The sequence below is a fragment of the Geomesophilobacter sediminis genome (genome assembly GCF_016458275.1).
Taxonomy (GTDB): domain Bacteria; phylum Desulfobacterota; class Desulfuromonadia; order Geobacterales; family Geobacteraceae; genus Geomesophilobacter; species Geomesophilobacter sediminis.
Map to the genome: position 1 here is coordinate 43,200 of NZ_JAEMHM010000029.1, position 18,598 is coordinate 61,797.

Here is an 18,598-nt window from a genome sequence, read left to right on the forward strand (position 1 = left end):
TCGCTCCCAAGCTCCAGCTTGGGAGCGTCCGATCTTCGCGAAGCTCCAGCTTCGCCACCCTGCCTTGCCAAGCCGCTCCTTTGCGGAATGTTCCGTTCCCAAGGTGGACCTTGGGAACGAGGCAGGGAGGTGGACCTTGGGACCGAGGCCAGACGAAGTTCCGGGCAGGATTCCAAAAACAAAAGGGACGGTCACCGCGGGGTGCCGTCCCTTTGTATTTTGCTTGCCTGGGGTTGCTGATCGGTGGAAGTTCCGCGCCCTTTTACATCCCGGCCCGCCAGGTAAACGCCTTCACCTGCGAGTTGAGGACGTCGTTGAGGGTGATGCCCATCTCGTCCAGGTGGCAGCGGATGTGGTCGAACTGTTCCTGTTCCAATAGTTCCGCCAGATGCAAAAGCCTCCCGAACCCGCCGGAGCGGCAGACCAGCGCGTCGCGGACGTCATCGGAGAGGTGCAGCTTCTCCACCATCTCGTCGATCGGGATGTCGTAGATCCGGTCCAGCATGGAGAGGATCCCGGTCATGAACGCCTTGTCCGGTGAGTCCTCCAGTCCCTGGAGGGCCAGGTAGCGTGGGGCCAGGCTCTCCATGAGGCTTGCCCGGACCGCGGCCATGTCCACCACGGGATTCTCGATGCCCCGGGCGTCGTTGCCGGCAAAAAGGGCGAGCTGCACCCACCGCTTGATCTGCTGGCGGCCGATCATGGTGATCGCGTGCCGCAGGCTCTCGATGCGCATCCGCGACCCGATGCCGACCGAATTCACCAAAAGGAGCAGCTTGTAGGTAAGCCCGGCGCTCTCCCGGATGGTCCGCTCGATCTCCGCGATCTCGGCATCCTCGGAGAGTTGTCGCATCAGCTTGAGGAGCGTCGTTCCCGCATCGTCCAGCCGCTTCTTCTCCAGGATCGCCGGCTTGGCGAAATAGTACCCCTGGAAGAGTTCGAAGCCGAGCTCCAGGCAGGAGCGGTAATTTTCCTGGCTTTCCACCTTTTCCGCCAGAAGCTTCATCGGGTAGCGGCGAAACTGCTCCACCATCGGGGCCAGCTCGAGCATCGGGGTCTGCACCAGGTCCAGTTTCACGATGTCGGCGAGCTGGTAGATCTCGTGGAAGTCGGGGTTGTAGACGTGGTCGTCCAGGGCGAGGACGAAGCCCTTTTCCTTCAGATGCCGGCACTGCTCAACCAGTTCCGGAGTGACCCGGACCGTCTCGAGGATCTCCAGCACCATCTGTTCTTTGGGGAGGATCTGCAGGGAGTCGTTCATCAACAACTCGAAGTCGAGGTTGATGAAACCCTTGTGCCCGCCGAGGATATCCTCGATGCCGAACCCGGTGAGGGTATTGACGATGACGTTGGCGGTCGCCTGAACCGCGTCCTGGACGAGCGCCTGCGTAGCCCCGGGGGAACGGAAGAGGAGTTCGTAGGCCACGATCTCCTCACTGCGGTTCAAGATCGGTTGCCGACCGATCAGGTAGCTGGAGCTGTCGTCCATTCCGGGGTCCTGTCCTGACGTCCCGCGCTGGCGGGGGCATTACTGCGTCAGGTGCTGGCGAACGCCGTCGCCGGCTCGTGCGCCCGGTGTTCCCGGTGGGCACGTGGCGGGGTCGGTTCTTCGGCGTTGAGCGCCTTGCGCAGCAGTTTGCTTGGGCGGAAGGTAAGCACGCGCCGGGCTTTGATGCTCATCAGCTCGCCGGTCTGCGGGTTCCTTCCGGTGCGGTCTCTCTTGTCTTTGAGTTCGAAACTGCCGAAGCCGGAGATCTTTACTTCCTCACCCGATTCCAGGGTGTCTTTTAAGATCCCCAGTACCTCTTCCACCATTTCCAGCGATTCTTTGCGGTTCAGTCCGCTTTGCTCCGCTATCCGCTGCGCGATCTCGATCTTCGTCATTGGTGCTGTCTCCTGACGTGCATGGTTACCCCGGGGGGATCAGGAGACAAAGTCCAAGTTCTGTGCCAAGAACCGGAACGGATAGCGCCGATGACAGAGATCGATTTAGGCTGGGGGAGAAACGCGCCGCCGCTGCGGAGGTTGCTCCTGTTTACGCGAAAAAAACCGCAAAGTCAATGTGTTATCGTCAGGCCAGGGCGGCGTCTGAGGATTTGGTGCGGCCGGACTTCACGGTGTCGGAAAAAAAAATGACGGTGCCGCAGCGTCGAAAACGGGTTCCCAGGCGGCTCGGCGATTGGATCGGTCTCATAAAACTGTAAAAAAATGGACAGTCCAAAATATTACAGCGCTCCGGTAACTGCCCGTAATTACGCTGGAACGGTCCTGGCGCAGGAGGCGGACTGTAACAAAATGGACACCCGCACTTATAGAAAAGGCCGGCTTCCAACGTTATAACTGGCCGAAATTGTAGGTATTGAAAAGAAAAATTATGGCATGCTTCTTGTTGCTTATATTTATCGGAAAAAAAGCGCAGAACTACTGTGTTTAAATGATTAAATCCTATTGAGTCTGGCGTTACCATATCTGAACTATTGATTGTTACTATAAAAAACGGCAGCACAGCTTCCCCCGATCGGGCGCCGTGCTGCCGTTTCTGTTGTGGGCTTTGGAAGCGGCGGCCCTACGGCACCGGGCTCCCCAGTCGGAGGATCGTCTCCCATTGCTGCGGCGTGACCGGCTGGATCGACAGCCGGCTGCGCTTGACCAGCGGCATGTCGCTCAACTGGGGGATCTGCTTGATCTGTTCCAGGGTGACCGGGGTGGCGAGGGCCTGCCGGTAGCGCACGTCGACCATGTACCAGATCGGGTTTTGCGGGGTGGCTTTCGGGTCGAAGTGATCTCCCTGCGGGTTCAGGGCGGTATGATCCGGATATCCGGCCCGGACCACCTCCGCGATTCCCACCACCGCGGGTTGCGCGATGTTGCTGTGGTAGATGAAAACGAGGTCCCCCAGGGCGACCGCATCACGCAGGAAGTTGCGCGCCTGGTAGTTGCGCACGCCGTCCCAGTGTTCGGTCTGGTTCGGGCGGCTCTTGAGGTCCTCCAATGAAAAGGCCGACGGCTCGGTCTTGAAAAGCCAGTACGCCATACTTACTCCCTCCCAAAACAGCACTGCCCCCCCCGGTCCCAAGGCGGGGGAGGCAGCGCTGTAGCGACGCCCGCAGCTTCAGCCGCGGGATTGATGATGTTTATCCTTTAGGGGTGGTTTTCCCGGACCCCTTGCAGAAACTGCACGGGACCTCGACTTGGTCATACCCGGTTTGCCGCGAGGCGGTGAGGATCTTTCCGCTCCCTTTGCACTTAGGACAAGTGATGGCGTTCATTGACTGTTCTCCTTGCTTTGTCTGCTTCGATGATCCTTATTATACAACGGAGCGGGGAAACACGGTCAGCGGAAAATCTTCTTTATTCCCGGAGTCTCCTTCCCCTGGAACTGGATCTCCAGCCGTCCGGTGATGGCATAGACGATGGGGAAGACACCGTCGGCCTGGCGCGGCCAGGAGACCTGCGGTTCCACCTCGTAAAAAAGCCAGGGCCTCCAGATGTTGCGCCGGTAGCGGACGTAGATCACGTAGTTGGTGATCCAGTCGTTGACGGAGGTCATGCCGAACATGCCGCCGGCAACGGTGATCGCGCTGCGCGAGCTGAGCTCGTGGAGCAGGGCCAGTTCGGAACCCCACTCCATTGCGCCGATCTCCTGGGATACCGTGCCCGTGTTCGACCACCGGAGCAGGGTCTTCGGATCGAGGGAGCGTTCCAGGATCACTTCTGTCGTCTCCCCGAGCCCCGCCTTGGTCTTGACGAAGAGCGTTTCGGACATGCGTGCCAGTGACAGCTCGCCGATCCGGTAGGTGTACTGGTAGCGGGCCCGGGTGAAGAGCTGGATCGGGATGGCGAGCTCTATGCCGGCACCGAGGAAGGCATAGGTGGTCGGGGTCCGGCGCAGCTGGTAGCGCAGCTCGGTGTTGACGACCCGGGCGGACTGGAAAGTACGGTCGAAGCCCGGATTGCCGGGGTCCTGGGGGAGCCGGGGCGCTATGGGATCCGGCTCGTTTTCGCCGGAGATGATCAGGTTCAGTCGGTCGTTGATCCGGGTGAGGTCGATGTCCGCGCGGACCGTAGCGCCGGGATCGAATCTCCCCCCCTGTTGCCAGCGCAGCGAGTTGCGCCAGATGAGGTGGTACGAGGTTCCCGGCGGCTTTTCCATGTTGGGATTGCCGAAAAAGTTATCCAGATGAACCGTCTGCTGCAGGATGCCCCGCTCCACGCTGTCGTGCGCGGCCTCGGCGGTGTGGCCCAGGGCGCGGATCTTGTCCGCCAGCTGGTCCAGGAAGGTGGGGCCGGGCTGGTACGCTTCCGGCGGAAGGAGGCTGGGCCGGGGCGGGGTGAGCGGCTTTTCCCAACGGGGGACAACCGGCCCCGTGAATATCGGCGCTGCCTGGGGCGGACAGTTGGCCCCGGCAGGCGCACCGGATCGGTCCGGGGCGCAGGGATCGGGCGCGGGGAGCGGAGCCTCGGCCGGCGCCGCGAGCTGGTCCCGTGGCCCCGTGGGCGACGGTTGCGTTGGCGGCGCCGGTTGCGTTGGCGGTGCCGCGCTTGTGTTACGGTCCGCCTGGCGCGGCCGTTTTGAGCGCTTTGGGGGCTGTTTTTTCTTTTTCTTCGGGGTGACTTTCTTGGATTTTGCTGCCGGGGGTTCGACCGGCTGCCCCGCCGTCGGCGGAGAAGCCGGGGCCGGAGCGGACGGGGCGATTTCCTCGCCGAGGGCGGAGTCAAGTCCCAGTCGCGGCACGGCCAAAATTGCACCGAGAGTTACCGCCAGGAGCAGACCCTTTACCTTTGTCGGACCAGGTATTACCCACCTCATTTTGATCATTCACCGCTCGCCAGGAAGAATTCCACCAACATCACCGGGTAGTTACTGTCGGGAAGTGAGTTTAGATGGAACCTTCTGTATTAGCAACTATGAATGCTTGCCCGTTCCTAGATTGCGTTATGGTTGCACTGATACCAGAAAAAGCGCGCTCCTCATAGAGCTGCCGTCTCATAACAAAGGGGAGTTCATCCTCCGCAAAAGGTGCTACTTGGCACGCCGGTGCAAACCCTGTGGGAGCGCCATTTCTGGCGCGATAGTTCGAAGCTGGCCCTGAAACAGTGCGGCACTGATCAAAACCGTGTGCCGGAAAGAGAAAAAGCCCTCCGTTTCCGGAGGGCTTTTTATTATGACAATCCGACGCACGAGACGTCTCCTCTACGTTCATCAGGAGATGCGCCGACTGTCGAACGCCGCCTGTCGAACGTCGAACGTCGAACGATCGCTACTGGCTTGCGTGCAGCGCCTGGTCGATATCGGCGATGATGTCCCCGGCATCCTCGATGCCGATGGAGAGCCGGATCAGGTCCGGCTTCACCCCGCTCGATACCTGCTGCTCCTCGGAGAGCTGCCTATGCGTGGTGCTGGCCGGGTGGAGGACACAGCTGCGGGCGTCGCCGACGTGGACCACCAGCGCGATCAGCCGGGTCGCTTCCATGAACTTGCGCCCCGCCTCGGCGCCCCCCTTGATGCCGAAGGTGAGCACGCCGCTGCACCCCTTGGGGAGGTACTTGAGCGCCCGGTCGTGGGTCGGGTGGCTTTCCAGCCCGGGGTAGCAGACCCAGCTGACCAGCGGGTGGGTTTCCAAATATTTCGCCACCGCGAGCGCGTTGTCGCTGTGGCGCTGCATGCGGAGGTGGAGGGTTTCCAGACCCAGGTTGAAAAGGAACGAGTTGAAGGGGCCCGGAGGGGTGCCCAGGTCGCGCATCAGCTGGACCCGCGCCTTGATGATGTAGGCGAGCGGCCCGAAGGTCTTCACGTACTCCAGCCCGTGGTAGCTGACGTCCGGTTCGGTCATTTCCGGGAAGCGGCCGCAGTTCCAGTCGAAGGTCCCCCCGTCGACAATGACGCCGCCGACGCTGGTGGCGTGCCCGTCGATGTACTTGGTCGCCGAGTGGATGACGATGTGGGCGCCGTGCTCGAAGGGGCGGCACAGGTACGGGGTGCCGAAGGTGTTGTCCACGATCAGCGGCGTCTGCATCTCGTTGGCGATGGCGGAGAATTTGGCGAAGTCGAGCACATTCAGGCCGGGGTTGCCGATGGTCTCGGCGAAGATGCAGCGGGTGTTGGGGCGGAAGGCCTTCTTGATCTCCTCGGCCGGGAGTTCCGGATCGACGAAGGTGACCTCGATCCCCATCTTGGGGAGGGTGACCGCGAAGAGGTTGTAGGTCCCGCCGTAGAGAGTGCTGGCGGTGACGATGTGCTGCCCCGCCTGGCAGATGTTCATGATGGCGAGGGTCGTGGCCGCCTGGCCCGACGAGGTCGCCATCGCGCCGACGCCACCCTCCATCTGGGCGATCTTGCGCTCGAAACCGTCGGTGGTCGGATTGGCCAGCCGGGTGTAGAAAAAGCCGGCCGCCTCCAGGTCGAAAAGCTTGGTGACGTGCTCGGCGCTGTCGTACTTGAAGGTGGTGCTCTGAATGATGGGGAGGATACGCGGCTCGCCGGATTTCGGCTCCCAGCCCCCCTGTACCGCTACGGTATCGATTTTCCAGTCCTTGTTCATAGTCTCTCCTTCCGGGTGATGGCGTTCAGCTTTGATACAGCAAATGAGTGCAACCTGAACAGCGGTTGCTTTTTGTCAAATGTAAAACGTAGTGATGCCGGTAGCTTAGCGTTGGCACGTTTTCCGCTTATACCGATCTCACGGCACTCAAAAATACAGCACCCTCGTGGGGCTGAAATGGAGAAGGAGGGCGTGTCATGGACGCAATCGTGGTAACTGCCGTAGTAACCATCGCCTTGATGTCGGTAACCGCTTTTTGTGTCCAGATGTGGGCACTCAAGAAGGCGGAACAGCGTCGGTAGTCCCGCAGCGGATCAAAGATAAAAAAGAAAAAAACGTACCGGTTTTTTTGGCCCCGAATGCACCCTCCTGGTTCGGGGTCTTTTTTTATCCCTGCCTCACTATCTAAAGGGCAAAGACCGCCGCCTACGGTTTCGCCCCGAGGGCAGCCAGGCGTTCCCGGGCCTCCTTGGCCCCCGGGCTGTCCGGGTACTTGGCGACGATTTCCTGATACAGCTGCCGCGCGTGATCGCGGTTGTTCTGCTTTTCCTCGAAGCGGGCCGTTTCCAAAAGTTCCTGGCTTTTGTTGCCGCTGCACCCGGCGGTGGCCACCACCAGTACCAAGACCCCCAGCATTGCCAATCTCTTCATGAACCCTCCTGATTACCGCCCGTGACCTGCTCTGCGGTCCCCGGCGCGGCGCCCGTCCCCTTCCTGCCGTGACCCGGGCCGGCGCCTCGGGGGCGCCTATTGTCGTACGGATTGTTATCCAACGCAATAAAAAACCCACACGATTTGCGCGGGAACCGGCTCGCCCCGCCCCAAGCCGGCGGCACCCTCCGCCAATTCGCCTCTTTTTCCGCCACCGCTGCAAAATTTCGCAGCGCTTTCCCGACCCCATCGGCCGATTTTGCAGCAACGGCGAGGCATCCGCATCCTGGCACGGCGTATGCTTCTACCAAGTCAGATGGGTCAAACGACTACCGGAAGACCAATAGGAAGCAGCATCTGGAGGTAAAACCTGTGTGCCCGGCGACGGTACGGCAGGTGGGGAGGTGGCCATGAGAACTTATGATAGAAGGAGAACCCTGCGTTATTCAGCCCCCCGCGAGAGTGTGCCGGAGCAGGACGTACTGACGCCCCCCGATGACCCGGTGGCGCGCCTGGCCTGGGAGTGGAACAACGCCCTGCGCATCGCCGCGGACCGGATGTGGGGCGAAAACGGCATGGTCGGGAGGAAGTGAGATCCGAACTCTTGCTCCTCCGCGGTTGGTTGCGGAAGAAGTGACTCGATCACCCAATAATGGAAAAGGTCGCCTCAAAAGAGGTGACCTTTTCTTTTTTGGGGCAGAAATCGGTGTCGGAAAAGCTGCCGTCTGCTCCGGCAAGCTGTCGGAAAAGCTTACCTTCTCCGCGGGAATCCCGCTCCCCAGCCGGGCAGGGGACGCACCCGCCGCGCCGCCGCGTTGTCCTCCCGGGGCGGCCTCGGCAGGCTACGGGACGGTGACGAAAGCGCCGTTGCCAGCGGTGTCGGCTTCGAGACCGTAGCCGGTCGCATTGAAGGTCAGGCGGGCCTTGGTGCCGAATGCGCCGCTCAGCAGGATGCGACCGGCGGTGGGATCGGCCGAGATGCTCGCCGCAGTCAGCGGGGTGGCCGTGGCGATGGTGACGTAGCCGTAGATGGGGTCGTAATAGGTACCGGTGAAGCTCAGCGAGGTCCCGGTGAATTGCAGGGTGTAGTCTTTGGCAACCGTCGTCCGCAGGGCGATGTTATCGGTGATCGCGAGGTTTGCGGTAAGGGTCGTGGTGGAGCCGTCGGAGTTCATCGCGAAGGTTCCCGAGATGGTATAGCTGTTGGACGAGTCGGTATAGGTCGCGCTGGAGGTGCTCATGCTCAGGGAAAAGGTCGTGCCGCCCGGGCCGGAAACGCCGGAAAAAGAGAACGTCCCGTCCAGCGTGGGAGCGGTGCTGGTCTGCTGGTAGTGGTGGTAGGTTATCGTGGCCGAGGAGGAGCCCGGGGTGCCGCTTATCGTGTAATCGCCGCTGTAGCCGTAGGTGGTTGCCGTGCTCGCCAGGCGTTTTGCCGGTTCCGTAACTTCGGCCGTAGCCGCCCCGGCCTCTTGGGCAATTACGGCAATTCTTTGCAGCAGCGAGATCGTCTTGTCGTTGCCGGTCGCCGCCGGTTTGGCAACCACATCCACCGGAGAGCCCATTTGCACGCCGTTCATGGCCCCGTCGGCCAGTCTTTTGGCATTGGACATGGTGATCATCGCCGGCGAGGTGCTGCCAATGTAGGAGGCGGGGAGACCATCCTGGGTCGCCGTCGACCCACACCCGCCCAGCAAGAGAAGTCCCGTCAGAACCAGCAGCAACTTTTTCAGCATGAATCCTCCCTTTGATTCAATCCGGGCTACTCCCGATCCGGCTACCTTGTGTTCCGGCGGTGCCCGGAACTGGCAATGCTCGATATTAAACAATTTCTTATACAAGAACGGTGCGGACTAATCAATTGAAAAGACACGGGGAAGAGGTAAATCAGGCCCGGGTGGCGGCCTCAGTCAGGCACGGCTCGGCGCGGGCTGGCACGCAACAAAGGGATGTGTGGATGTGATAGTGTCGGGTGTCGTTTCATTGTGGCGATGTTCTGGTACAGTGATTCACCACAGAGCAGGTAACAGCTCCCAAGTATCGCCTGTCCAGGATATCAACCACGACTGCATCCACCGATGCGGTGCAAAGGAGGAGGCGCAGATGCAACTCAACACCCCGTACGCTTTTGGCAAGACCATCGACCTGCCTTTTGAAGAGGCGCAAAAAAGGGTAAGGGAGGAGCTGGGAAAGCTCGGCTTCGGGATTCTCACCGAGATCGACGTGAGGCAGAAGTTCGCGGAAAAGCTGCAGAAGGATTTCCGCAACTACGTGATCCTGGGGGCCTGCAATCCGGGATTCGCGTATCAGGCGTTGGAACGGGAGATCAACATCGGCGCCCTGCTTCCCTGCAACGTGCTGGTCTATACCACCGACGACGGCAGGACCGCGGTGGTCGTGAAGGACCCCATCGCCGCCCTGGCCCAGACCGGCAATGCCGAGATCGCCGGGCTCGCCGCCGAGGTTGCTGACCAGATGAAACAGATGCTGGCCGCCCTCGAGCCATAAACCAAAGAACATAAAAAAAGGGGACTGGCACCGCCAGGTGCCTGTCCCCCTCTACCTTCCAGATGAAACTAGATGCTGGCCGTCCTCGAGCCATAAACAAAAGAACGTAAAAAAAGGGGACTGGCACCGCCAGGTGCCTGTCCCCCTCAACCTTCGTGGCCAATGAAAAAGGGGACCGTCACCCCAAGGCGTCTGTCCCCTTCGTGGTAATGTCCCCCTCGTCCCTCATTAAGGCCCGCCGCGCCTGCGGGGCGTCTCTTAAAAACCGCGGTCTACAGCCCGACCCCCCGGATCACCTTCTGTAAGTCCGCCAACGTGTACGGCTTCTGGATGAAGCCGGCCAACCCCTTGCCCACGAAGCGCTGGGTGACGTCCTGCTCGTTGTAGCCGCTGGACATGATCACCTTCACCTTCGGATCGATCAGCTTCAGTTCCCGGAAGCACCCCTCTCCGTCGAGGTGCGGCATGGTCAGGTCGAGCAGGACAAAGGCGATGCCCGAGGTGTTCCGGTAGCACTCCAGCGCCTCGCAGCCGTTTGACGCCGCCACCACCTGGAAACCCAGTTCCCGGAGCATCTTCCCGCCGGTCGCCTGCACCGTCTCCTCGTCGTCGACCAGAAGCACCGTCCCGCTTCCCTGCCACGACTCGTCCTTCTCCACGTGCTGCTGCTCGGCTACGGGCTGCGCACAGGCCGGAAAGAGCACCTTGAAGGTCGACCCCTTGTTGGGCTCGCTGTAGACCCGGATCGCCCCCTTATGCCCCCGGACGATGCCCTGCACCGCCGCCATCCCCAGCCCGCGCCCGGTGAATTTGGTGGTGAAGAAGGGATCGAAGACCCTGGCTGTCGTCTCGCTGTCCATGCCACATCCGGTATCGGAGACCTCGATATAGACGTAGGTTCCTTCCGGGATGTGCTCTTCCATCCAGACCGTCTTCAGGTAGCTGCGGTCGCACTCCATCCATCCGGTGTTGACCGCGATCACGCCGCTCTTTTCGCCGATCGCCTCGGAGGCGTTGATCACGAGGTTCATGATGACCTGCCGGATCTGGGTGGCGTCCGCTTCCACGGAGGGGAGGCGCGCCCCGGGATTGAAGCGGAGCACCGCGGTCTTGGAGATTGAGACCTGCAGCATGTGGAGCATCTCGTCGACCAGGCGGTTGATGTCGATCGGCTCGACCACGAACCTTCCCTTCCCGGAGTAGGCGAGCATCTGCTTGGCGAGGTCGGCGGCGCGGCCGGCGGCGCGGTTGATCTCGAAGAGGTTGTCGGCGACCGGCGACTCGGGGACCAACTTGCGCAGCGCGAGGTCGGCATTGCCGATGATCGACATGAGGATGTTGTTGAAATCGTGGGCGATCCCGCCGGCCAGAACCCCGAGGCTTTCCAGCTTCTGGGCGTGCAAAAGCTGCTTTTCCAGGGCGACCAGCTCGGCGTCGGCCCGTTTGCGCATGGTGATCATCCAGACCGCGTCCATGAACAGCTTGAGCTGGATGACGTCGTTGTCGGTGTACTCGTCCTCCTTGTCCGCCACCCCCACCACGGCGACCACCTCATCTCCCACCAGGACCGGAAGGGTCAGAAACCGCTTGAGCTCGATGTGCCCGGAAGGGTATCCCTTCTTGAGCGGGTGATCCGCCTGGAAGTTGTTGAGCAGGATCGGCCGGCGCTGGCGGACCGGCTCCCCCCAGATCCCCGTGGCGTCGAGGTGGTAGACCTTCTGGGGATCCTGGATCCGGCACTCCTGCATCACCTCGCCGGACCAGCTGTTCAGGATGAACTGGCGTTTCTGCTCATCGTAGAGATAGATGTAGCCGAGCTTGCTCGCGGTCAGCTTGAGCACCTCGGCCAGGGCGTGGTCCAGGAACCCCTCCTCGTTGAGGAACGGGTATTGGGTGATGCCGTACAGGCTGGCCATCCGCTTTTCGTTGGCCAGGTGCTCCCGTTCCGACTTCTTGCGGGATGTGATGTCGCGGGAGACGGAGCAGGTATACTCCTCCCCGTCGTACGCGATGTAGTTCGCCGATATCTCGACGTCCACCAGCCGTCCCTCTTTGGTCCGGTGTTGGGTCTCGCGCAGGATCGACCCTTCCGCTTTCAGCTGTTCCCAAAAGGCCGGCCACTGGTCCGCGCCGAAATGCGGGTTGAGCTCGGCGACCGTCATCCCGTCGAGCTCTTCCATGGAATAGCCAAGGAAGCTGCAGGCCGCCTGATTGACGCGGGTGATGCGCCCCTCGGCGGAAATCCAGTAGATGGGGTCGAAGACCCGGTCCAGGGAGAATACCGCCCGCTGTAGTTGCGCATTGGTTGCGGCGAGTTCCCGGTTGAGCTTTTTGATCTCATCCACCGACCCGATGACGTTGGGGAGCGCGATCGCCTCGGGGATGCGGGGGATGAACATGACGGCGGTGAGGGCGGAGATGCCGGCGGTGATGGCCTTGACCACCCCCTCGATCCAATAGTCGGGGCGGAAGATGGTATAGGCGGCGAGCAGATGGGTGGTGCCGCAGGAGAGGATGAAGAGCGCGAACATCAGGAAGATCTTGTAGAAGGGGAGATCCCGGCGCCGGTAGGCGAAGTAGAACATGGCCAGGGGGATGGAGTAGTAGGAAATGCCGGTGATGATGTCCGAACCGACGTGAAGAAAGACCAGGGGCGGCTCCCAGTTGAGACAGTAGCCGTGCTCCATGTAATTGCTCGCCATCAGGTGACCCGAATCCATGAAACCTCTCCTGCTGCATGATCCTTGTACCAGGGGCCCGTCACCCGAAAGGCGTCAGTTCCCCTTACCAACAGGGGACTGGCTCCGCCAGGTGCCTGTCCCCCTCCATGTTCACCAACCGATGGGCCCCCCAACAGGGGACTGGCTCCGCCAGGTGCCTGTCCCCCTCCATGTCCACCAACCGATGGGCCCCCCAACAGGGGACTGGCTCCGCCAGGTGCCTGTCCCCCTCCATGTCCACCAACCGATGGGCCTACCCACAGGGGACTGGCTCCGCCAGGTGCCTGTCCCCCTCCATGTCCACCAACCGATGGGTCCCCCAACAGGGGACTGGCTCCGCCAGGTGCCTGTCCCCCTCCATGTCCACCAACCGATGGGCCCCCCAACGGGGGACTGGCCCCGCCAGGTGCCTGTCCCCCTCCGAAGCTGTCCCCCTCCAAAGCACTGGAAGGTTCTTTTCCCATAACCTCTCCAACACGGGCTCCGTCGGTCGGGGAACTTGTTGATAGCTTTTATTAGAGCGGCTGTCAATGGCGAAGAACGATGCGCTCCTGCTTAGGGATAAATCTGCGCTGGGAGCCTCGATGTGCCGTGCGGTTGCGGGGCAGGGTGGAAAAAACCGGCGCGTCCGGTTGCCGGAGTCGGGTTGCTAAGTATGTTTGAAATTTTTCATTTGTAGCCGCTGGTCTTGGCCTTCACCACGGCACGTCGACGGAGGTATCGCTCATGAAGAAGCTCCTGCCCAAGCTCCTGGTCCTTTTTCTGTGCACCGGCTGCGCCGGTGCCGCCGTCCCTCTGCCCGGATTCTCCCCTTCGGTTTCGGTGCAGCAGCAACAGGTGCAGTCGGTGACCGCGGTGCAACAGCCTTTCTCAAAGCGCCTCACCAATCTATCCCCACCCCCGCGTTGCGAGCTTGCGGAGCCCTTTCACCCCTTGATCGCGCCGAAGGCGGCGAAGCAGGAATTTTTGTGCAAAAGCTCCACCTTGGCAAACCCCACCCTGCGCAGCAGGTCCAGTTGGTAGGTGACCGGACGGGGCGAGTCCTCCTGATCGATATAGGCGAAGACCCGGTCCCGGTACTCCTCACCGCCGATGCCGCTCAAGTAGCTGCCGTAGCGGCTCCACATCATCTCCTGCACCGCCGCCGTTTCGTGCGCCACCAGGTCCGTGATCCAGAAGCTTCCCCCCGGGGCGGTCATCCGGAAGATCTTCGCGAAGGCTGCTTCCCAGTCCCGGTCGTCGCGCAGATGGTGCAAAACTGCCGCAGCGAGGATCACGTCGTACGTTCCATCCGGAAGCTCAAGAGCGCGGAAGTCCCCCTGGAAGGTCCGCACCCTCCCCGACGTGGCCGCGGCCACCCGTGCCTGCGCCCGTTCCAGCATCGGCAGGCTCAAATCGACCAGGTCGCACTCCAGGCCCGGGACGTACTCCAGGAGTTTCAAGGTGTTGTTGCCCGCACCGCAGCCGATGTCGAGCATGCGCCGGATGGTCGCCTTCGAGGCAACGGCGGCCCTCGTGATCAGTTCCATGGCCAGCGGAGCGTCGATGGTCGCCGCCTGACCGGTGTCCAGGTTGGAGAACCGCTCCACGTCCCCGTCGAAACGTTCCCGGATCTGTTCCAGTGTCGATTTTTCCTCCAGTGACCTTGTTGCCATGCCGTACCCCTTCCCGTTGTGATGGAGGGACCTTTCGGTCCGTGGCCCGTCATGTTAGCAGAGCGGCGCCATCGCGAGTATGAAAAACGCGTGGATATTGTATTTGCTTGAAATCATTATAAAAAATCACGAAATTTGCTAAGATACTGGAAGGAAAGGGGAATTTACCATCCGCGGGAAGGTCCCGCGGAAAGGAGGTACATGATGATCGAAAGAGAAGACATCATCAGTAGGGAAGGGATCGTCGGCGAAACCGGTCCCGTGGTGCAAAACGAGTCCGCGCGAGTTTTCCTGCAGCCGATCGCGGCACCGTCAATCCTCGGGCTTTTCGCCTTTGCCGCATCGACGTTCATTCTTGCCGCGTGGGCGGTGGGATGGTACGGAACGCCGTTGTCTGCCTATTTCATCGTTCCCTTCGTCGGGGTATTCGGCGGTATCGTGCAGCTGCTCGCCGCGATGTGGGCCTTCCGGGCCAGGGACGGGGTGGCGACCGCCATCCATGGAACGTGGGGGGCGTTTTTCCTCTCCTTCGCGCTGTTGCACGTGATGTATCTGTACCAGCCGGGGCTGCAACGGACCGGGCTTCAGTTCCCCGAGATGGGGTTCTGGTTCATCGCCGTAGCCGCCATCAGCTGGGTAACCACGTTGGCGGCGATGGCGCAGCGCTGGTCGCTCGCCGCCGTGTTGATGTCGGTATCGGCCGGGGCGACGCTTTTCGCGATCTCGCTTTTGACGGGGACCGCGTGGTGCAGCGTCGCCGGTGGTTACCTCTTCATCCTCTCGGCGCTGTGCGCACTTTATGATTCGACGGCGCAGGTGCTCAAAGAGGTGTACGGGCACGAAGTGCTCAAAGTCGGCATCACCCCGCGGGTGCTTTCCGAGCCCGGAATCATGGTCGGCACCGGCGAGCCCGGCGTAATCCACGGCCAGCGGTAATGGAGGGAGCAGGGGAGGGGGCCGGCAGTTATTGTCCGTCCCCTCTTCTGGGCAGTGCCACCACCCGGATGCGGGATGTGGGCACCAAAGTAAAAGGCCCGGCGATATTTGCCGGGCCTTTTTTTATGAATTGATCCAAGAACTCTGTGCAACCGCTTTTTCCCGCTCACAGCCTCGGGCTGTAATGCCTCTTGAGCCACCGGCTCAGGCCGTCCAGCCCCGGGAAGAGGACTCGCTCATTCACGTTCCCCTGGTCCAGCTTGTCCCGTATTTCCCATTTCAAGGCCGCCGGAATGATGATCTTTCTGGCGATCCCGGTGTGGTTGGCGAGCCAGTCGTCCAGCACCATGGTGGGGTCCGACATGACCGAGCAGAAGGCGTACTGGTTCACGATCCGGTCGTCGATGGACGGTGGCTCGAAGAAGATCGCCACCTTGTCCGCGGCAAGGGCGTCCAGCTCGGCCAGAGAGTTGATCGATTCGGAGAGCAGCTCCACGGTCAAAACGTTCGCCCCCTCCAGCATGAGCCGGTTGCGGAGCCGGTCCGGGAGCAGCTCGTGCGCCTTGACGTAGTTGACCGCCCAGATGACCGCGTCCTTGTCGTACTTCTCGATGTTGGCGGTAGCGAAATGCATCGCAATGAAGGGGGAGTAGGTCCAGTCGAGGACCCGGGTCGGGAGGCCGTAGTGCTGGGCCACCGAGAGCCAGTGCCACAGCGAGTCCCGTTCGACGACCTTGGTGTGCGCGTATTTTTTGAAGTTGCGCAGCAGGTGCCGTTCCAGTTCCGCGTAGGGGCCGCCGAGGCGGATCAGCGTGGTTTCGAGGCGGTAATCGGCATCGGACAGGCCCCGGAAAGCGAACCGCGACCGGAACCGGCGCAGGTCCTCATTCCACGAAAAGGCAAAAAGCTCCTCCTGGAGCTCTTCCCAGCTTTGGATTACTACGGTTTCCATAGACGATCCATCCCCTTCAAAAAACGGAAAAATAGGAAAACAGGGTGGGTTCCCCGGGGCTACCCGCGTAGGAGCGACCTTTTGTCGCGATCCGGGGAGGGGACCGCTGCCCCCCGAAGATCTCCATCTTATAGCAGAACCCGCGGCAGTGAGGCAACCGGCAAGGCGGAGCATTCTACGGAAGCCGGCCGGGGGGGAGGCTGCGGGCCTTCCACCCCCTATGCAAAAGGACCCAGATGTGGTGTGATGGGAGAAGACTAATAATGTCTGGTTTTTCCGCATAACCCACATTTCGGAGGTGCGCCATGTCCTTGATCATCTACCTCGTTGGTTTTGCATTCGTCATTGGCGGAGTTGCCTGGGCCCTCGTCGTAGCCGGGGTGAGCACCGTCTACGTCCTCATCACTGCGGTCATCCTGGTTGGCATCGCAATCCTCACCGGAGTCACCCGGACCCGGACCCGGGACTGATGCCCGCGGCTCAACTCCGCTTCAAGCTTTCGGCCCGGTCGCCGATATTTCATGTAACTGCGGAACGGCTCCCTTGCCGGAGGCCGCTTCCCTTCAATTCCCAAATGGAGGAGCACATGAAGAAAACCCTCACCACGATCGCCCTCACCCTGACCCTCGTCGGCGCCGCGAGCCTCGCCTGGGCCGAAAAAGCCGTCGTCGTCCCCCAATCCGGCGCGCCGCTCAGCGTCCTGATCTACGAAGCCGAGTACGGCAACAAGGCCGACAAGGCGCGAGTGGTTCACACCGTCAAGTACCAAAACGTCTCCGACAAGAAAGTCCTCTCCGCGCGCTTCGGGTTCATCGAGCTGAACGGGTACAACGACCGGCTGGACAGCTTCATCGGTTACACCCTGGAAGACTCCAAAGTGGGGGAGAAGGACAAGGTGAAGTTCATCAACGAAGCACCCCACGCCGCCTTCTTCAAGCGCTACGGCACCGCCTATCTCTGGGTCGACGCGGTCCGCTACGCCGACGGAAGCATCTGGAAGGCGAACAAGGCCGAACTCCTGAAGGAGCTGAAAAACGAGTTGTCCGGAGTAACCGATGCCGACCTCCAGGAAAAGAAGAGCCTGATGGAGGACTAGCCGGCAGCGGTTCTTTGGCGGGTAAAAAAAGCCCCGTTGGTAGCGGATTTTCCTCCGCCTGCCATCGGGGCTTTTCTATCTCATTGGATATCGTTTGTATACGTGACCGGATCGAGGATGCAGTCACTGACTCTGATGAGATCCCCCATGTTTCTACCATGCTCTTGAAAGGTTTAAGTATACTAATTGGAACGGAACTGCTTCGGCTCTTATCAAAAAATACCCCTACCAGATACAGTCGGAAATTCCTGCGTATTTATGGACTCGTTGCCTGTGAGAGTTATCGCTCTCTGTCATAATTGGTAATTAGTGGTAAATAGATAGATAACACCCATGTGAAGTTTACCTGTGTCAACCAGGCTGTCGGTTGAGCCAATCCGAGTTAGAGACGGCAATTGCCCGTAGGGCAGAAAGGAGCTGGGGTGTGAACGACTATCGTTGGCGGGCCATCAGCATCGACTGCATCGCACCCGACCTTGTCCCCGCCAGCCCCTCTGCACCAGGGCCTCCGGTAATGCCTTCCTCGACCTCAACTCCGAGAGGTCCCCCTCCAGCGATGCCCCGTCTGCCGGTTTTTTTTTAAGATCTTTCAAAAAAATATTGACACGAATGTTACTTTGCGGTAAAAACGCCCCCGGTCAAGCAGACAAAAAGAGTCTTTTAGATCGTGTATGTCCCTTGCACATTTAACGGGGCCGAATTCGCGGCGCCGATATAACTACAAGGAGAGGACGATGGCAAAAAAGGTATTGTTGGCAGTGGTTATGGCGATGGTCGTAACGGTATTCGCGGGGACTTCCTTCGCGGCGGATGAGAACATTGGGGTTCGTTTCCGTGCGATCTATGTGAAGCCCAACGAGGATATCGACGGAGCGCTCAACAGCTTGAACCTCAAGATTGGCGACGACATCATCCCTGAACTCGACCTGGAGTACTTCTTCACCAAGAAGGTTTCTGTCGAGGCAATTGCCGGCGTAACCCGTCACGACATCCGTTCCAACGGCAGCATCATCGGTTCTACTTGGCTCCTCCCTCCGACCATCACCGTAAAGTATCATCCGTTTGGTGGCTCGACCGTCAGCCCCTACATCGGTGCCGGTATCAACGCCACTTTCCCGTTCAGCTCCAGCACGGTTCTGGGCAAGAAGGCAGATATCGATAACACCGTTGGCTGGGCGGCCCAGGCCGGTATTGACTTCAAGATCGCCGAGCACCTCTACTTCAACCTCGACTACAAGTACATCAACGCCGAGTCTAAGTTGAGCATCGACAACGGCACCAAGTACAAGCTGGACCTCAACCCGAGCCTCTTCGCGATGGGTGTTGGCTACCGCTTCTAAGCTGCGACCAAAAACGAGTGCAACATCATTCCTTTGGCGGGGGGCAACCCCCGCCGTTTTTTTGTCCGAAGCCGTCCCCGCCGCCCAGCCCCACAGTGTCGCATTCCCCGCATTCCCGCAGTCGCCCAGTCCACCCAGTCCACCCAGTCCACCCAGTCCACCCAGTCCACCCAGTCCACCCAGTCCACCCAGTCCACCCAG

The 18,598-nt window shown here is 60.6% G+C and carries 16 protein-coding genes; 6 read left to right on the forward strand and 10 right to left on the reverse strand.

From position 1 onward, the window contains the following. Positions 1-262: 262 nt before the first annotated feature. From JFN93_RS23995 to JFN93_RS24020, 6 genes are all read right to left on the reverse strand, one after another. Positions 263-1,489, reverse strand: coding sequence for an EAL and HDOD domain-containing protein (locus tag JFN93_RS23995; RefSeq protein WP_199386920.1), 1,227 nt, complete (start codon positions 1,487-1,489; stop codon positions 263-265). A 47-nt stretch (positions 1,490-1,536) separates the two neighbouring features. After that, a complete protein-coding gene (locus tag JFN93_RS24000; RefSeq protein ID WP_199386921.1) occupies positions 1,537-1,884 on the reverse strand; it encodes an integration host factor subunit alpha in 348 nt (115 codons plus the stop codon). Between the two features lie 682 nt (positions 1,885-2,566). Further along, entirely contained in the window at positions 2,567-3,034 is a 468-nt protein-coding gene (locus JFN93_RS24005) for an EVE domain-containing protein (protein WP_199386922.1), read from the reverse strand. Positions 3,035-3,334: 300 nt separating this feature from the next. Continuing rightward, entirely contained in the window at positions 3,335-4,735 is a 1,401-nt protein-coding gene (locus JFN93_RS24010) for a hypothetical protein (RefSeq protein ID WP_199386923.1), read from the reverse strand. Between the two features lie 526 nt (positions 4,736-5,261). Further along, positions 5,262-6,542 carry an O-acetylhomoserine aminocarboxypropyltransferase/cysteine synthase family protein gene (locus JFN93_RS24015; RefSeq protein WP_199386924.1) on the reverse strand — a complete coding sequence of 427 codons (1,281 nt, stop codon included), beginning with the start codon at positions 6,540-6,542 and terminating at the stop codon, positions 5,262-5,264. A 426-nt stretch (positions 6,543-6,968) separates the two neighbouring features. After that, entirely contained in the window at positions 6,969-7,193 is a 225-nt protein-coding gene (locus JFN93_RS24020; protein ID WP_199386925.1) for a tetratricopeptide repeat protein, read from the reverse strand. Between the two features lie 410 nt (positions 7,194-7,603). On the opposite strand from JFN93_RS24020, the gene JFN93_RS24025 reads away from it, so the two are divergent. Then, complete coding sequence (locus JFN93_RS24025; RefSeq protein ID WP_199386926.1) at positions 7,604-7,786, forward strand: hypothetical protein; 183 nt, start codon at positions 7,604-7,606, stop codon at positions 7,784-7,786. 249 nt (positions 7,787-8,035) lie between these two features. Here JFN93_RS24025 and JFN93_RS24030 read toward each other — a convergent pair whose 3' ends face one another. Then, positions 8,036-8,926: a hypothetical protein gene (locus tag JFN93_RS24030; RefSeq protein ID WP_199386927.1), complete on the reverse strand. Its 891-nt coding sequence runs from the start codon at positions 8,924-8,926 to the stop codon at positions 8,036-8,038. A 367-nt stretch (positions 8,927-9,293) separates the two neighbouring features. On the opposite strand from JFN93_RS24030, the gene JFN93_RS24035 reads away from it, so the two are divergent. Beyond that, entirely contained in the window at positions 9,294-9,698 is a 405-nt protein-coding gene (locus JFN93_RS24035) for a DUF302 domain-containing protein (RefSeq protein ID WP_199386928.1), read from the forward strand. Positions 9,699-9,970: 272 nt separating this feature from the next. Here the strand turns inward: JFN93_RS24035 and JFN93_RS24040 are convergent, their stop codons facing one another. Together JFN93_RS24040 and JFN93_RS24045 are read right to left on the reverse strand one after the other, a co-directional pair. Further along, positions 9,971-12,418: a hybrid sensor histidine kinase/response regulator gene (locus tag JFN93_RS24040; protein ID WP_199386929.1), complete on the reverse strand. Its 2,448-nt coding sequence runs from the start codon at positions 12,416-12,418 to the stop codon at positions 9,971-9,973. A 926-nt stretch (positions 12,419-13,344) separates the two neighbouring features. Further along, positions 13,345-14,073 (reverse strand): class I SAM-dependent methyltransferase, encoded by a 729-nt coding sequence (locus JFN93_RS24045; protein ID WP_199386930.1) that lies wholly within the window; start codon positions 14,071-14,073, stop codon positions 13,345-13,347. 201 nt (positions 14,074-14,274) lie between these two features. Between JFN93_RS24045 and JFN93_RS24050 the strand changes: the two genes are divergently transcribed. Continuing rightward, entirely contained in the window at positions 14,275-15,009 is a 735-nt protein-coding gene (locus JFN93_RS24050) for an acetate uptake transporter (protein WP_199386931.1), read from the forward strand. Positions 15,010-15,175: 166 nt separating this feature from the next. Here JFN93_RS24050 and JFN93_RS24055 read toward each other — a convergent pair whose 3' ends face one another. Beyond that, on the reverse strand, positions 15,176-15,961 hold the full coding sequence (locus JFN93_RS24055) for an FRG domain-containing protein (RefSeq protein ID WP_199386932.1): 786 nt from the start codon (positions 15,959-15,961) through the stop codon (positions 15,176-15,178). Between the two features lie 305 nt (positions 15,962-16,266). On the opposite strand from JFN93_RS24055, the gene JFN93_RS24060 reads away from it, so the two are divergent. The 3 genes from JFN93_RS24060 (at position 16,267) to JFN93_RS24070 (ending at position 18,397) form a co-directional block, all read left to right on the forward strand. Next, positions 16,267-16,431, forward strand: coding sequence for a hypothetical protein (locus JFN93_RS24060; protein ID WP_199386933.1), 165 nt, complete (start codon positions 16,267-16,269; stop codon positions 16,429-16,431). Between the two features lie 116 nt (positions 16,432-16,547). After that, a complete protein-coding gene (locus JFN93_RS24065; protein ID WP_199386934.1) occupies positions 16,548-17,057 on the forward strand; it encodes a hypothetical protein in 510 nt (169 codons plus the stop codon). Between the two features lie 734 nt (positions 17,058-17,791). Further along, on the forward strand, positions 17,792-18,397 hold the full coding sequence (locus JFN93_RS24070) for an OmpW/AlkL family protein (protein WP_199386935.1): 606 nt from the start codon (positions 17,792-17,794) through the stop codon (positions 18,395-18,397). The last annotated feature ends 201 nt before the right edge of the window (positions 18,398-18,598 follow it).